The organism is Campylobacter sp. (assembly GCF_017646085.1).
Lineage (GTDB): Bacteria > Campylobacterota > Campylobacteria > Campylobacterales > Campylobacteraceae > Campylobacter.
Genome location: NZ_JAGCNF010000046.1, coordinates 1 through 15,240, shown reverse-complemented (window position 1 = coordinate 15,240; position 15,240 = coordinate 1). Strand labels below are relative to the sequence as shown.

At 34.4% G+C, this 15,240-nt stretch carries 16 protein-coding genes; 7 read left to right on the top strand and 9 right to left on the bottom strand.

Features of this window, described 5'->3' with window-relative positions; all coding sequences use genetic code 11:
- The 6 genes from J6V67_RS02265 to tig form a co-directional block, all read right to left on the bottom strand.
- Window positions 1-1,076, bottom strand: a 1,076-nt coding sequence (locus J6V67_RS02265; protein ID WP_291857884.1) for an NAD(P)H-hydrate epimerase, incomplete at its 3' end; no start/stop codon positions are given.
- Complete coding sequence (locus J6V67_RS02260) at window positions 1,073-2,587, bottom strand: YifB family Mg chelatase-like AAA ATPase (RefSeq protein ID WP_291857882.1); 1,515 nt, start codon at window positions 2,585-2,587, stop codon at window positions 1,073-1,075. The genes J6V67_RS02265 and J6V67_RS02260, both read right to left, overlap by 4 nt.
- Complete coding sequence (gene def, locus J6V67_RS02255) at window positions 2,584-3,102, bottom strand: peptide deformylase (RefSeq protein ID WP_291857880.1); 519 nt, start codon at window positions 3,100-3,102, stop codon at window positions 2,584-2,586. The genes J6V67_RS02260 and def overlap by 4 nt, the downstream gene beginning before the upstream one ends.
- A 1-nt stretch (window position 3,103) precedes the next feature.
- Window positions 3,104-4,150: a diguanylate cyclase gene (locus J6V67_RS02250; RefSeq protein WP_291857878.1), complete on the bottom strand. Its 1,047-nt coding sequence runs from the start codon at window positions 4,148-4,150 to the stop codon at window positions 3,104-3,106.
- A gap of 16 nt (window positions 4,151-4,166) precedes the next feature.
- Entirely contained in the window at window positions 4,167-4,751 is a 585-nt protein-coding gene (gene clpP / locus J6V67_RS02245) for an ATP-dependent Clp endopeptidase proteolytic subunit ClpP (protein WP_179186976.1), read from the bottom strand.
- Complete coding sequence (tig, locus tag J6V67_RS02240) at window positions 4,748-6,046, bottom strand: trigger factor (protein WP_291857876.1); 1,299 nt, start codon at window positions 6,044-6,046, stop codon at window positions 4,748-4,750. The genes clpP and tig overlap by 4 nt, the downstream gene beginning before the upstream one ends.
- A gap of 132 nt (window positions 6,047-6,178) precedes the next feature.
- Between tig and folE the strand changes: the two genes are divergently transcribed.
- Complete coding sequence (gene folE, locus J6V67_RS02235; protein ID WP_086225192.1) at window positions 6,179-6,766, top strand: GTP cyclohydrolase I FolE; 588 nt, start codon at window positions 6,179-6,181, stop codon at window positions 6,764-6,766.
- Window positions 6,763-8,073 carry a flagellar protein export ATPase FliI gene (fliI, locus tag J6V67_RS02230; RefSeq protein ID WP_291857874.1) on the top strand — a complete coding sequence of 437 codons (1,311 nt, stop codon included), beginning with the start codon at window positions 6,763-6,765 and terminating at the stop codon, window positions 8,071-8,073. The genes folE and fliI overlap by 4 nt, the downstream gene beginning before the upstream one ends.
- A gap of 243 nt (window positions 8,074-8,316) precedes the next feature.
- On the opposite strand, the gene J6V67_RS02225 is transcribed toward fliI, so the two are convergent.
- Genes J6V67_RS02225 through leuC form a run of 3 tightly spaced genes read right to left on the bottom strand, consistent with a single transcriptional unit; the run spans window position 8,317 to window position 11,139 of the window.
- The gene (locus J6V67_RS02225; protein WP_291857872.1) at window positions 8,317-9,354 is read right to left on the bottom strand and encodes a phospholipase A; all 1,038 of its coding nucleotides are present in this window, start codon (window positions 9,352-9,354) and stop codon (window positions 8,317-8,319) included.
- On the bottom strand, window positions 9,335-9,874 hold the full coding sequence (locus tag J6V67_RS02220) for a molybdenum cofactor guanylyltransferase (RefSeq protein ID WP_291857870.1): 540 nt from the start codon (window positions 9,872-9,874) through the stop codon (window positions 9,335-9,337). The genes J6V67_RS02225 and J6V67_RS02220 overlap by 20 nt, the downstream gene beginning before the upstream one ends.
- Entirely contained in the window at window positions 9,874-11,139 is a 1,266-nt protein-coding gene (gene leuC / locus J6V67_RS02215; RefSeq protein WP_291857868.1) for a 3-isopropylmalate dehydratase large subunit, read from the bottom strand. The genes J6V67_RS02220 and leuC overlap by 1 nt, the downstream gene beginning before the upstream one ends.
- Window positions 11,140-11,285: 146 nt before the next feature.
- On the opposite strand from leuC, the gene J6V67_RS02210 reads away from it, so the two are divergent.
- The 5 genes from J6V67_RS02210 to J6V67_RS02190 form a co-directional block, all read left to right on the top strand.
- Window positions 11,286-12,512 (top strand): NFACT RNA binding domain-containing protein, encoded by a 1,227-nt coding sequence (locus tag J6V67_RS02210; protein ID WP_367205709.1) that lies wholly within the window; start codon window positions 11,286-11,288, stop codon window positions 12,510-12,512.
- 9 nt (window positions 12,513-12,521) lie between these two features.
- Window positions 12,522-12,743, top strand: a complete 222-nt coding sequence (locus J6V67_RS02205) for a MoaD/ThiS family protein (protein ID WP_291857864.1) — start codon at window positions 12,522-12,524, stop codon at window positions 12,741-12,743.
- 1 nt (window position 12,744) lies between these two features.
- Window positions 12,745-13,179 (top strand): molybdenum cofactor biosynthesis protein MoaE, encoded by a 435-nt coding sequence (locus J6V67_RS02200; RefSeq protein ID WP_291857886.1) that lies wholly within the window; start codon window positions 12,745-12,747, stop codon window positions 13,177-13,179.
- Between the two features lie 23 nt (window positions 13,180-13,202).
- Window positions 13,203-14,207 (top strand): AI-2E family transporter, encoded by a 1,005-nt coding sequence (locus tag J6V67_RS02195; RefSeq protein ID WP_291857862.1) that lies wholly within the window; start codon window positions 13,203-13,205, stop codon window positions 14,205-14,207.
- A gap of 275 nt (window positions 14,208-14,482) precedes the next feature.
- Window positions 14,483-15,240, top strand: a 758-nt coding sequence (locus J6V67_RS02190; RefSeq protein WP_291857861.1) for a lyase family protein, incomplete at its 3' end; no start/stop codon positions are given.

Below are 15,240 nucleotides of genomic sequence, written 5' to 3'. Positions count from 1 at the left end.
TCGCCTATTTTACAAATCTTAAGCAATGAGCTAAACTCCTTTGGGTGCGGGGTTAAAATAGCTTTATCACTTTTAGCAAATTCAATAATCCACGATCTGTAAAATGCATCCGCATCCACTACACACGGCTTTTTGAGTAAATCCATAAAATCAAACTCAACTTCACCAAGCCCCATTCCAAAAGCCACAGAATCTGCACCATAAAAACTGCTATTAAGCATAATCTGTGGATCTAAATTTAGACTACTAGACCCTTGAATATTTTGAGACAAAGTCACTATACTTACTCTACCAGCCCCCATTCTAAGCGCTGAATTTGCCGCAATCTGCGCTGCTCCACTCATCTGCCCACAAGCAATAAATGCATGACCAAAGTCGCCTTTATTTACATTTTCTATATCTCTACTAGGCAAGATCAAATCATTTAAAAGTACTAAAAAATCGCTATCATCAAAACTAAATTTACTCTCACACAAACCCAAATTTGCTTGCACGATCTGTCCAACTAAATCTTTAGCAGCATCTGCATATAACCCAAGCTTTAACGCCCCCATACAAACGGTAAAATCTGCCCTAAATGCTCCATCTGCTACAATTCCATTCTCGCTTATTCCACTTGGAATATCTATAGCGACTTTAAGAGCACTACAACTATTTGCTATTTTTATAATTTTAGCAATTTTTTCACCAATCTCTCCGCAAAACCCACTACCAAAAATCCCATCTATTATACAATCAAACTCACTAAAATTACTTAAACTATCTAAATCTAAAACATTTACACCGATATTTTTAGCGATATTTAACTGAATTTGAGCATTGCGATTAAGCTCTTTTTGAAGTAAAATCAATCCGCATTCATATTCACCACTAAGCATTCTAAGTGCTGCAATTGCATCACTTGCGTTATTTCCTTTACCACAAAGAGCTAAGATTTTAGTACCAATTTTCAACTCTTTACGAACCAAATCTGCTACCGCGCGAGCAGCGTTTTCTTGTAAAACTAGCTCACTAAATCCTAATATTTCAACAGCATTTCTATCAAATTTAGCCGTATTGGTATAGAGTCTTTTCATCTCTTCATCCTATAGCTTAAGCTTTCAATTATATCTACTTTAGAGATGGTTTTAGCATCACGCAAATCAGCAATCGTACGAGCAACTTTAAGAGTTTTATTTATTCCACGCTGACTTAGATTATAACTTGAAATAGCTTTGTTTACAATCTCTGTTGCATCGCTATCTAAAATACAAAAATTAGCAATATCGCTATCATTTAACTTCCCATTTAACTCATTTTGACCGCGCTCAATCTGATTTTTAAAAGCATTTAAAACCATTGCGCTCATCTGTTTTGAACTATAACTTGGCACATCTGTATCATTAATCTCGCCCATAGCGCAATATATATCAATACGGTCTAATATAGGGCCAGATATAACATTTTTATACTTTGCAATCTCTTTATCGCTACAAGTGCAGAGATTATTTTTACTAAATGCATTTCCACACGGACAAGGATTCATAGCGGCAGCAAAAAGAAATTTAGTATCATAGCTAACCTTTGAATTTACTCGTGAAATATTGATTTTATAATCTTCTAATGGCTCTCTAAGGCTCTCTAAAATCTGTTTACCAAAATGAGGAAACTCATCAAAAAATAGCACACCACCATTGGCTAATGCAACTTCGCCAATCTTTGCCATACCACTTCCGCCGCCAAAAATCGAACTCCTTGTGCTTGTATGGTGTGGACTTCTAAAGGCTCTAATAGCGCTAAAATCACTATTATTTGAATTTAGCGATTCATAAGCACTTGCTAGCAAAATCTCTTCTAGACTCTGTGGCGGCATAATATATGGTAGTCGTTTTGCGCTCATACTCTTGCCACATCCTGGACTTCCTTCAAATAAAATATTATGCATCCCAGCTGCTGCAATTATACTAGCGCGCTTAGCACGCTCTTGCCCTTTAATATCGATAAAATCTAGTTTAAAATGCAAATTTGGAACAAATTTACGACCTGCGATTTCGATAACATTATCAAAAATTGGATGAGTTGCATCGACTTTGCAACTAATTTTAAATTCATCATTTAAGAAAAAATCTCTTGCCTGTGCTAAATTCTCCACAGCATAAACTTCAAAATTTGGTATCATAGCAGCCCTAAGTGCAATATCCTTTGGAAGTAATATTTTAGCACTTTTTATATGCGTACTAAGAAAAAGCAAAACTGAAAAAAGCTCAGCTGAACTACGCAATCTTCCATCAAGCCCTAACTCGCCAAATACAAAATAATCACTATCAAAACGCTCTTTTTGCAGCAATACCAAAAGCGCAATAGCCAAATCAAAATGCGAGCCATCTTTTTTAACATCGCTTGGACTAAGATTTATGACAATTTTCATCGCCGGAAGAGTAAAATCACGCAACGCTGCAAGAGCTGATTTGACACGGGCAACTGACTCTTTTATAGTTACACTAGCAAGTCCAACAATCTCAAATCCGGGCAAAGCTCTAAGCAAAGTAAATTCTATATCAATTATATGCAGCTTTGAGCCCAAACAGGCGCATTTTAGGGATTTCATAATGGTTTTTGTTTTGACTTTTTCTTATACTCTTTATCAAATTTTTTGCGCTTATTAAAGCCAATTCGCTCTATAAATAGATGTCCATCTAAGTGATCATTTTCATGCTGCAAGGCAACAGCTAGCAAGCCATCAGCCTCAAGTGTGTGACTAGCTCCAAATCTATCTTGATACTCTAGCGTTACATTTGCAGCTCTTTTTACATCTTCGTAGTATCCAGGTACGCTCAGACAGCCTTCTTGATAGAGTTGTTCCCCATCTTTTTTTATAAATTTAGGGTTGATGATTTCGAGCAAATCACCTTTGTCTTGAATTTTGTTCTCATTTACTAGATTGATGATTAGAGCACGAATTGGTCTGCCTACTTGAATAGCAGCTAAACCAATCCCACCTTTAAAAATCATCGTATCATACATATTATCTAAAAACTCGCCTAGCTCAGTATCAAATTTATCCACCTCTACGCTACGCTCAAAAAGCCTCTTATCAGGATATTCTAAAATTTCTAAAACCATATTAGCTCTCTACAGTCTCAAATAGTTTTAACCCTTTGCCGCTACGAGGTAACGCATCTAGGAGTGCGGATAGAATCTCTTCTATACTACTCTCAGGATCAATCGAACCAACAGATAGCTCCATATCCATATCTAGTTCATCTTCACCCATAAAAAATGTAGTTTGATAAAGTAGCTCTGCAACCCTATGACTTGCCTTTTTAGCACTTTCAAGATCTGTATGCTTCATAACCATCGCAAAACAACCATCACCATAGTGAGCCACAATATCGCTTCGGCGTGATGTTTTAAGTAGAATTTTGGCAATATTTCGTAAAATTCCGTTTTTGTCTTTTAGGCTTGGGATTTCGTTTAAAACACTATCTTTAACATGAATTAGCATGATGCTTACATTGTATTTATAGCGTTTAACATCATTAAACTCATCATATAAAACTTTTAGTAAATATTTTTTATTATAAACTTCAAATTTGGAGTCATAAATAGAGTTATCTTCGACATTTTTAAAGATTTTATCAACCTCTTCATAGCTAGTTTTAATAGCTCCGATGTGGCGCTCCATTAAAATATTTAGCTTACCCAACTCCTCACCAAAAGCTTTGATATTGCCTTGAATTTCAAGTGGATTAGCGCTAGCGCTCATCTCATTTAGGCGCTTTTTAGCTATGCCTTTCATAATACCTAAATTCTTATAAATAAGCGATATAATCTGCATCATAGAGCGAATCTGAGCAAAGCCGGTTTTGATATCTTTTTCTATTAAGGCTTGACGATCAAGCTTATCTTCTTTGCTAAAATCTAGTAGCTCTAAGACCTTTTTTTGAAAATTTGCAGGCTTACTTTCTAAAAGTTTTCTAAAATATATATCAAAATTTTCAGGTGTTGGCTGGATATTCTCAGCTAGCAACTGCTTTAAAACCGCAGAAGAGAATTTATTTAAATCAACATTCTCATCATCGCTACCCATAGCAGTCGGGCGAATTCCAGTTCTAGCTACAGCCGGTCTAGGAGCTGGCCTTGCTTTTTTATCTTCATCTAATTTAACCATCTCAACACCTTAAAATTTATTTAAAACTCTTTGTCAAAATCGTATCAACGATACCATACTCCACAGCTTCTTGGGCACTCATAAAGTAATCCCTGTCTGTATCTTTTACAACTTTTGCTAGTTTTTGGCCTGTATTTTTAGCTAAAATACTATTTAAATTCTCTTTGATTCTTAGAATTTCTTTAGTTCTAATCTCTAAATCAGTAGCCTGACCTTGCGCTCCACCTAAAGGCTGATGAATCATAACCCTAGCATTTGGCAGTATATATCTCTTGCCTTTTGCGCCGCTACTTAGCAAAAATGAGCCCATGCTAGCAGCCTGGCCTATACAAATTGTACACACATCAGGCTTGATATAATTCATCGTATCATAGATACTCATACCGCTAGTTACTACGCCACCTGGGCTATTTATGTATAGATAGATATCTTTATCTGGATCTTGTGCTTCTAAAAATAGTAGCTGAGCTACAATTGCACTAGCCATACGATCTTCTATCTCATCAGTTAGCATTACTATGCGGTCTTTAAGCAAGCGAGAGTAGATATCATAGCTTCTCTCTCCCTTGCCATCATTTTCAATTACGTAAGGTATCATTATTTGCTCTCATCTTTTTTGCCAAATAGATCTGTAAATAATTTTTCCTCTACTAATGCCATCTTAATTGCTGGAATCATACCTTGTTTTTTGTAGTTTTCTAGATGCTCTTTTGGATCTACTCCATATCTGTAAGCCTCAAAATAGATTGTTTGTAAAATTTCATTATCAGCTACAGCGATATTGCGAACTTTAGCTAACTCATCAATAATAAATGTAAGTTTAACACTTTTTAGCGCATCATCTTTATATTTTGCTCTTTGTTCTTCTAGGGCTTTTGGGTCTTCTTGGAATTTTTTGCGCTCTTCATCGCTAAAGCTCATCCAGTTATTTCTAAACTGCATATCGATCTCTTGTTCTACTATGTTATTTGGTAGATCAAAGCTAAATTTTTCTACAGCAGCCTCAGCAAATTTAGGTTTTAACTCCTCAGCAACTAATTTACCCATTTTTTCAGCTTTAATTTGACTGCTAATGCGCTCTTCTAGCATCTCTTTAGTTGGATTTTCTTCATTTGGAAGAACTTTTTTTAACGCCTCAGCATCTAATTGGCCAATTTTTTTACCTTGAATTTCATGTAGTTTTACCTTAAATACTGCTGCTTTGCCTGCAAGATGAGCTGCTCCATACTCAGCTGGGAATGTTACATTTATATCTCTTTCTTCGCCAACTTTTAATCCAACCATTCCATCTTCAAATCCTGGAATAAACTGACCACTACCAATCTCAAGCACATATCCCTCAGCCTTGCCGCCATCAAATGCAACGCCATCTACAAAGCCTTCAAAATCAAATTTAGCAAAGTCGCCTTTTTCTAAAGTATCTTTTTCTACTTTTTCAAGTGGCGCCATCATATTTAAAAATTCATTGATTTTAGCGTCTATCTCACTTTTTTCTGCTTTTGGCTCATCAAAGCTTGGGATAAGTGCTTCATATCCTGATACATCTACAGTTGGACGGAATGAAATTTCAACTTCAATATCGATATTGCCATCTTTTTCATCAAATTTAAGAACTCTTGGTTCAGAAATTATATCTGAGTTTGATCTCTCTACTGATTTTACAGATTCGCTTATAAATTCTCTATAAAGTTCGCCACGAGCATCATTTTCTAAGTCTTTACCATATCTTTTGATAACTTCAGCTACTGGAACTTTGCCAGCACGAAAACCATCAATTTTAACACTTTTAGCTGCTTTTTGTGCTAATGTTTCTACTTTTTGTTTTATCTCATCTGCTGTTAGAGTTGTTGTCGCAGTAACATTTACTGAATTTGTAAGTTTAGCATTAACTTGCATTATTTTCCCTTTTGACAAAAATTTAGCGCATAATATATCAAAATTTTGCTTTATTTAAGTATAAATTGCTAAATTTATTTGCTCTCAAGTCAAATTATTGTAAAATTATGCAAAATTTTTTTAAGGTGAATTATGTTTGATAAAAACAGAATGACTGAATTTCAAGACTGCGTAAAAAAGATGCTTGAAATCATGGGCGAAGACCCAAATAGAGATGGATTACTAAACACTCCAAAAAGAGTCGCAAAAGCCTATGAATTCATAACTCAAGGCTATAGCCAAAGCCCTTTAGATATCCTAGGCGATGCGATGTTTGAAAGTAGCAATAATGAGATGGTTTTAATCAAAGATATTGAGTTTTATAGTATTTGCGAGCATCATCTCCTCCCAATAATCGGTAGAGCGCATGTAGCCTACATTCCAGATGGAAAGGTCGTAGGGCTAAGCAAAATCCCAAGAATGGTAAATATATACGCTAGAAGACTACAAATTCAAGAACAGATGACTGAACAAATAGCACAAGCTTTGCAAGAAGCGATTAATCCAAAAGGTGTTGGAGTTGTACTAGAGGCTAGACATATGTGTATGGAGATGCGAGGTGTTGAAAAAATTAATTCAGTCACTACAACCTCGGCGCTGCGTGGTTCATTTATAAAAAATCCAGAGACTCGCAAAGAGTTCTTTGATCTAATAAATTCACCAAAATCGGTTAAATTTTGAGCCTAAACAATATCAAAAATCGCCTCGCCAAAAAAGTAAATCTCTCTAGCGTCTTTGGCATAATAACTCGCATCAATGCCAATAATATCGAGATATCTGGTCTGCGTCCAAGCATTGGCGATATAGTCAAAATAACCAGTATCGACAGCGATAAAACAGAGCTAGGAATGGTAACAGAACTCCATCAAAATGGTGCTTGCGTTAGCCCATTTGGCTTTGTTGAAGGATTTAAGGTTGGTGATAGAGTCTATGCAAGTGATCAAGGGATGAGCATTCCAGTAGGAGAGGCTTTACTAGGGCGTGTGGTTGATCCATTTATGAATCCAAAAGATGATAAAGGGCCAATAAACTGTATGGAGTTAATCTCTATAATGCGCCCGCCAATCCCAGCTATGAAGCGTGGGCTCATTGATGAACATTTTAGCGTTGGGGTTAAGAGTATTGATGGATTGCTAACTTGTGGAAAGGGTCAAAAACTTGGAATCTTTGCTGGTTCAGGAGTTGGAAAATCCACCTTAATGGGAATGATAGTAAAAAATACTACAGCTCCAATCAAAGTCATTGCGCTCATTGGTGAGCGTGGGCGTGAGGTGCCTGAATTTATCCAAAAGAATCTAGGCGGAGACCTAACCAACACAGTAATAGTAGTAGCCACCAGCGACGATAGTTCACTAATGCGAAAATATGGCGCCTTTTGCGCAATGAGTGTTGCAGAGTACTTTAAAGATAGAGGACAAGATGTGCTATTTATGATGGATAGCGTAACACGCTTTGCTATGGCCCAGCGTGAAATCGGCCTAGCTTTGGGCGAGCCACCAACATCTAAAGGATATCCACCAAGCGCTCTTACGCTCCTTCCGCAGCTAATGGAGAGAGCTGGTAAAGAAGAAGGGAAAGGCTCGATTACGGCATTTTTTACCGTTTTAGTCGAGGGCGATGATATGAGCGATCCAATAGCTGACCAAAGCCGTTCTATACTAGATGGTCACATCGTGCTAAGTAGAGAGCTAACAGACTTTGGGATATATCCTCCAATTAATATTTTAAACTCAGCTAGTCGTGTTATGAGCGATGTAATTACTAAAGAGCATAGACAAAATGCGAGTAAATTTAAGCGACTCTTTTCGATGTTAAAAGAAAATGAGGTATTAATCCGAATTGGCGCATACCAAAAAGGTGTAGATAAAGAGCTAGATTATGCTATAAGCAAAAAAGCTGCGATGGAGGATTTTATGAAACAAAATCCTGATGAGAATGTCCAATTTACTCAAACTATCCAAACACTTGCTAAAATCGCAGGAGTGTAAGAGCTTGATTTATTTAAATTATACATTTTAGTAAATTTAATATCTATTTATACAAATTCCCAACCGCTAAAGTAGTTGGGAATCTTATTAATTTAATGCCATCTATCTTTTATAGATATTAATGAAGAATTCAATCTCTTTTTTTATCGATCTTTATATTGTGCTTTTTTATTTTTAGCTATTTTTGCAAAGATAATTTAATTTTAAATTTCTAAACCATTTTAATATATTAAAAATCAAGACCTATCTAAACGCAATACCAATGCCAATGCGATTTTGATACTTTTTATAATACACCAGCTCATATCCATAACCGCTAAATCCGCTTAAATAAATATAAAATCCATCGCCAATATAATGCAGATATCGTAACTCAAATGAGCTTTTATTTTCATTATCAAAGCGTAGATTATTACTAAAAATGCTTTGGATAAATGAGCCGCTAGGCAGCTTATAATATGCAGTTAAATCAATAATTCCATTGTATTTAACAATAGCTGGATTGTCATCTTCATTATCAGGTAGCCTAAGCCAAAGCCGTGGAGTTAAACTTAACTTGCCAAAATCCAACTCAAACGAGCTATAGATACGATTCCACGAGCGAGATTCTAGCTCACCTTTGCCATTTGAATCATGTAAAAACCCAAGGCGAATATGGTTAAAATTATAAAAATCAACTGGTATTTGAGTATAAATTTCTGGTTGATAATTATTTTCATAAAATGGCGAAGAATCAGCATAAATATCCCACCATGAAAGCTGAGTATAAGCAAAGTAATAATCCTCATTAAGCCCGATTATATCGCTAGCTATGAGTTTTTTAAGACTGATAGAAAACTCACTAGTAATATCTTTGTGAGAGCCTTTGTAGCTTGAATATACAATAGGTAAAAAGTAGTTATTTTGATGTGCTGTAATTCCCCAAAATAGTTCATTTTCTTTTAAATCTTGAGAATTTTGATGGTATTTGTGGATTTGAGATTTTGAATTTAAATCTAAATTTATTTTGGAATTTAAAGTCGGTTCAAATTTTAAGCTTTGTTCCAGATTTGATGCCAATTGCAAAGATAAATCATCAGATCTATTAAGCAACTTTTGAGCTGAGAGTTTATAATATTTTAAAGCCTCTTTAAAATTACCAGAACTTTCACATTCAACTGCTTTTTGATAGAGTTCCATAGCGCTAAATTTAGTCTCAATTTTATTATCACTAAATTCATCAGCAAAACCACTAATAAATCCACAATAAAATAAAAAAATGCTAAATATTAGCTTCTTCATAATCAGCTTTAGTATTTATATTAAAAAACTGCTTCAAATTTCCAAATTTCATACTATCATATCCACAAAGTTGTACCAAATTTGATAGACGAAAATCATTTTTTTCTATCATATTCCTGGCGGTTTGCGCCACGCTTGGAGAGTAAAATCCGCATAAATAATGTATAAATTCACCATCGCTTGCTAGAGTAATTTGACCTTTTTGTTTTGATAGCTTTTTAATAGTATCAATCTCTACAAATGGAGTATCTGCTGCTATTATAAAGACTGGATCATTATAATATTTATCTAAATTTGCAATTACATAAATTGGAGCAAATTCGCTAAATTCATCTATTACAAGTGGCAATTTTGGATTAAATTTATCCTGTTTGCTTGCAACCTTTACATTATCAAAATGTTTGCTTAAACGCTCAAATAAAAAATGCGTGATACTAGGCGCCCCGCAAAACTCTAGCAAAGTCTTATCAGTACCCATTCTAGAGCTTTTGCCACCAGCTAGTATCAACGCATTTTGCATTAGATATCTCTTGGATCTACAATTTTACCAGCAATTGCACTTGCTGCTGCGACAGCTGAATTTGCTAGATAAACTTCACTTGTACGATCGCCCATTCTACCTACAAAGTTACGGTTTGTTGTGCTAATACATCTCTCACCAGCACCTAAAATCCCCATATATCCGCCAAGGCAAGCACCACAAGTTGGATTGCTAACTACTGCGCCAGCCTCTACAAATATATCCATTAATCCCTCTTTTTGAGCTTGCAAGGCAATTTTTTGAGTAGCTGGAGTGATGATAAGCCTTGTATGTTTAGCTACTCTTTTGCCTTTTAAAATTTGAGCAGCTATTCTTAGATCACTTAATCTACCATTTGTACAGCTCCCAATAAATGCTTGATCAATCTTAATATCATCTTTTACAGCTTGGCTTACACTTTTGCCATTGCTTGGAAGATACGGATATGCAATTACTGGTTCAAGCTTACTAACATCAATTGTAATTATTTGGTCATAGTTTGCACCTTCATCACTATAGTGAAGTTTTGGCTCGCTTCTTAAATTTACTTTACTTAAAAATTCTTTTGTGATATCATCAACTGCGATTATGCCACTTTTTGCCCCTGCTTCAATAGCCATATTACAAAGACTAAATCTACTATCCATATCTAGATATGGCAATGCATCGCCAGTAAATTCAAGTGCCTTATAAAGCGCACCATCAACGCCAATCATTCTAATAACTTCTAAAATCAAATCCTTGCCATATATATGCTCAGCTGGCTTGCCAATAAATTCAACTTTAATTGTTTGTGGCACCTTAAACCAGTTTTTACCAGTTATCATTGCGTACGCTAAATCCGTACTTCCCATACCAGTACTAAATGCCCCAATAGCACCATGCGTACAGGTATGCGAATCTGCTCCGATGATTACATCGCCTGGGACTACTAGACCTTTTTCAGGCATTAATGCATGCTCAATACCCATATCTTTTTCATCAAAGAAATTTGGTAGATCATGCTCATAGGCAAAATCTCTACTAATTTTAGCTTGGTTAGCACTCATTATATCTTTGGCTGGGATATAGTGATCCATCACAATAGCAAAGCCATTTGGATTGGCTAGTTTTTTAGCTCCGCTCTCTCTAAAGGCTTTAATAGAAATTGGTGTTGTAATATCATTGCCAATTACCATATCTATGTTACTCTCTACGATTTGACCAGCACTTACAGCCTTGCCTACATGCTCGCTAAAAATTTTCTCAGTTATTGTCTGCTTCATACACTTCCTTTTTTAACCAAATTTGGGCTGCATTGTAGCAAATTTTTGGTATAATCGTGCTTATGAAATACAAAATTTTAACCCAAATTTCAGAGTTTTTGTCCAAGTTTCGCAAAATTTCCTCCATTAAAAGGATTGGCGATCTAATGATTGCTATTAGATTTGATGGCGATTATGAGCTAATTTTTGATCTAAATAAATCACATTCAGCTATTTATAAAAGTAATCAAATTCAGATTAAAGAGTACAAAGCACCATTTGATATTTTGCTTAAAAAGCGATTTAATTCAGCCAAAATTTTAAATATTAAGACGCTTAAAAATAATAGAATTTTAGCTATAAATGTAGCCTTTACCGGTTCATATAAAGAGCTTATTAGCACTTTATATCTTGAATTTACTGGGCGATTTACAAACGCTATAATCTGCGATGAAAATAGCATAATTTTAGAAGCTTTGCACCACTTTGAAAATAGCAATCGTAGCATAAAAGTAGGTAGAATTTTAACACCACTTGGCGAATTTGAGATTAAAGAGAAGCCTTGTGAGATTATAAAAGATTTTGATAAGTATTTTCAAGATGAATTTGCTAAAATTTCTTTGAAAAATCTAGAGCAAATTAAAGCAAACAAAATAGCAAATATAGATAAAAAGATTGAGATTTTAAACTCAAATTTAAATATACTTCAAACTAGCGATGAACTTGAGAATATGGCAAAAGAGTTAAGCCAAAAAGCAAATTTAATAATTGCAAATTTGCATAATTTAAATGATTATGATAGAGATTTAAAACTTATAGATTATAGTGGAAATAGCATTAAAATCACTATCGATGCTCCGCCAAAAATTGCAGCAAATGAGATGTTTAAAACCAGTAAAAAACTAAGACAAAAAGCACAAAATATAGAGATTCAAAAAGAAAATTTGCTAACAAAATTAGAATTTCTAAACTCTCTTAAAAATGCTATAAACACAAGCTGCGATGCAAATGAAATTGAGATTTTATCTCCTAAAAAACAAGCACAAAAAAGCGAGGCTAAATTTAGCGATTTAGTAGAGAATTTCTATATAAACGGGTATAAAATAAGTCTTGGTAAGAGCCAAAAGGGAAATGAGTTTTTGCTAAAAAATGCCAAAAAAGATGATTTTTGGTTTCATCTAAAAGATAGGGCTAGTACGCATGTTATCGTTAAATCTAATAAGCTAAATTTAAGCGAGGAAATTACGCTATTTGCGGCTAAGCTTTGTGTTCAATTTAGCGCCAAATCTAGCGGTAGCTATGAGGTTGATTATACTAAAAGACAAAATATAAAAATCCAAAATGGCGCCTTTGTAAATTATGTAAATTATAAAACTATAGTTATTAAAATTTAAAGGAAAAATATGGTAAAAGTAGAATTCTTAGGTCCAATCGGGCTTGATGCTATGGAGCTTGAAGTTGCAAATTTAAAAGAGCTTAAAGAAATTTTAGCCCAAAATGAACAAGTATCAAAATGGCTAGAATTATGCGCTGTAGCAGTAAATGATGAAATTGCAAGTGATATAAATACTAAGCTAAATGATGGTGATAGAATTTGCATTTTACCGCCAGTTTGTGGAGGTTAAGATGGAAATTTATGATGGCAATCTAAACGCAAACGAAATAACGAGCCGCTGGTATAGCGATAATAAACTCAAAAATTATGGCGCTATTATGAGCTTTGTAGGCGTAGTGCGTGATGAAAATGGTATAAGTGGGCTTAGCTTTGATCTATATGAACCGATTTTAAAAGCGTGGTTTAATAAGTGGCAAGAAAGAGCAAAATCGCAAAATGCTATAATCTTAATGGCACATAGCAGGGGCGATGTAGCAGTGCATGAAAGCAGCTTTATAGCTGGAGTTTGTAGCCCACAAAGAAAAGTAGCACTTAAGCTAATAAATGAATTTGTTGAAGATTTTAAAGCAAATGCACCAATTTGGAAGTATGATTTAATTAACAATGAGCGAATTTATCCTCTTAAACGAAGTCAAAAACTTCAAAATGCGGGAATTTTGGCATAAAATCGATATTATAAGGAATAAATTTGAGATATAATCTAGTAGCAATTGCTAGTTTTGTAATTATTATTGGCGGACTAAGCCTAGCTAGTTCGATTGTAGTGCCATTTTTGCTTGCAGTTTTTATAGCAATTATTGCTTTTCCTGCACTTGAACTGATGAGCAAAGTGCATATTAATCGCTTTTTTGCATTTATCATTTTAATTGGAATTTGTGGTAGCGGACTTTGGGTTTTAGGTAATGTTATTGCTACGGCTTTGTTAGGCTTTAGTGCTGATTTGCCGCTTTATAAAGCTAAAATTGATATATTTATGGATAATCTAGTAATATATTTAAAAACTAACGCAAATATTGATATAAGCAATAATATATTAAGCTTTATAAATATAGACAAGCTCTTAGCAACTACTTCAAATTTATTAGTTCAAACAGGCGGAATAGTTACGCAATCTTTTTTAGTATTTTTGCTTTTAGCATTTATTTTATTTGAAGCGCAGATTTTTAAAGACAAGGTCGAGTATTTTGCCTCCAAAAATCCTATAGCTTTAGATATTGCTAGTACATTTATATCAAATTTAAAACATTACCTAGCTATTAAAACCATTTCATCAATTGCTACAGGAGTAATTGTGTGGGGATTTTTAATATTTTTTGATGTACCACACGCCTCACTTTGGGCGATTTTGGCTTGTATTTTAAACTATATCCCTACAATAGGATCTATTATTGCAGCAGTTCCTGCTATTTTAGTTAGTTTAGCTGTGAATGATTTGAGTGCAACCTTGTGGCTTACTTTAATATATTTGGTTGTAAATATCGCTATTGGAAACTTTATCGAGCCTAGATTTCTTGGCAAAGGACTTGGTATTTCTACGCTAGTAGTAATTTTAAGCTTACTATTTTGGGGGTTTGTTTTTGGCATTGGCGGAATGTTTTTAGCTGTGCCACTAACAATGAGTATAAAAATCGCCCTAGATGCAAACCCAAATACTAAATTTATCTCAATCTTGCTAAGCAATAAAGTAAAATAAGCTATAAATTTAAACAAGATTTTACTTAACAAGTCCCAAATCTCCATTTTTTGGGACTAAATTTCAATATAAATTAAATTAAAATAAAATTAAATATTAATTATAATATAACATTTTAAAAAAAATAATACTCTTTTAAAAGCCCAAAAATCCATAATCACCAAATTTTAATCCCCGTAAATTCAGCATTTGAAGGTCTTTTTTAAAATTTTCAAAATAGATTAAGTAATAAGGTAATAGAATTTTAGCCGAAATATTTATCAAAGGAGATAAAAATGGGAACAAGAAAAGAACACGATTTTATCGGTGAATTAGAAATCAGCGATGATGTGTACTATGGCGTTCAAACTTTTAGAGCTGTTGAGAATTTTAACATTTCTCACGATAGATTAAAAAATTTCCCTAGATTTGTTCGTGCTCTAGCAAGAGTTAAAAAAGCAGCTGCGATGGCAAACTGCGAACTAGGATTGCTAGATAAAGAAAAAGAGGGTGCAATCATAGCAGCGTGCGATAAAATTCTAGCAGGTGGCTATTATGACCAATTTGTAGTAGATATGATCCAAGGTGGCGCTGGAACATCAACAAATATGAACGCAAATGAAGTTATTGCTAACCTTGCGCTTGAGTATTTAGGTCATAAAAAAGGCGAATATCAGTTCCTTCATCCAAATGACCATGTAAACTTAAGTCAAAGTACAAACGATGCATATCCAACTGCACTTCACCTAGCTTTACATGATTATCTAACTGACCTAGCAACAGCTATGGGATATCTAAAAAAATCATATGAGAGAAAAGCTGAAGAATTTAAAGATGTATTAAAAATGGGTAGAACTCAATTACAAGATGCTGTACCTATGACACTTGGTCGCGAATTTAAAACATTTGCTGTAATGATCGGTGAAGATATTGAAAGAATTTTAGAAGTTAGAAAACTTGTATTAGAAGTTAATCTAGGTGGTACAGCAATTGGTACAGGTATTAACTCTCACCCAGATTACCCAAGAGTAGTAGAGCAAAAACTAAGAGATGT

Bases quoted from the DNA above. Each gene is read 5' to 3' on its own strand.
- J6V67_RS02260 (WP_291857882.1), bottom strand. From the start codon at position 2,587: ATGAAATCCCTAAAATGCGCCTGTTTGGGCTCAAAGCTGCATATAATT.
- def (WP_291857880.1), bottom strand. From the start codon at position 3,102: ATGGTTTTAGAAATTTTAGAATATCCTGATAAGAGGCTTTTTGAGCGT.
- J6V67_RS02250 (WP_291857878.1), bottom strand. From the start codon at position 4,150: ATGGTTAAATTAGATGAAGATAAAAAAGCAAGGCCAGCTCCTAGACCG.
- tig (WP_291857876.1), bottom strand. From the start codon at position 6,046: ATGCAAGTTAATGCTAAACTTACAAATTCAGTAAATGTTACTGCGACA.
- folE (WP_086225192.1), top strand. From the start codon at position 6,179: ATGTTTGATAAAAACAGAATGACTGAATTTCAAGACTGCGTAAAAAAG.
- J6V67_RS02225 (WP_291857872.1), bottom strand. From the start codon at position 9,354: ATGAAGAAGCTAATATTTAGCATTTTTTTATTTTATTGTGGATTTATT.
- J6V67_RS02220 (WP_291857870.1), bottom strand. From the start codon at position 9,874: ATGCAAAATGCGTTGATACTAGCTGGTGGCAAAAGCTCTAGAATGGGT.
- leuC (WP_291857868.1), bottom strand. From the start codon at position 11,139: ATGAAGCAGACAATAACTGAGAAAATTTTTAGCGAGCATGTAGGCAAG.
- J6V67_RS02210 (WP_367205709.1), top strand. From the start codon at position 11,286: ATGATTGCTATTAGATTTGATGGCGATTATGAGCTAATTTTTGATCTA.
- J6V67_RS02205 (WP_291857864.1), top strand. From the start codon at position 12,522: ATGGTAAAAGTAGAATTCTTAGGTCCAATCGGGCTTGATGCTATGGAG.
- J6V67_RS02200 (WP_291857886.1), top strand. From the start codon at position 12,745: ATGGAAATTTATGATGGCAATCTAAACGCAAACGAAATAACGAGCCGC.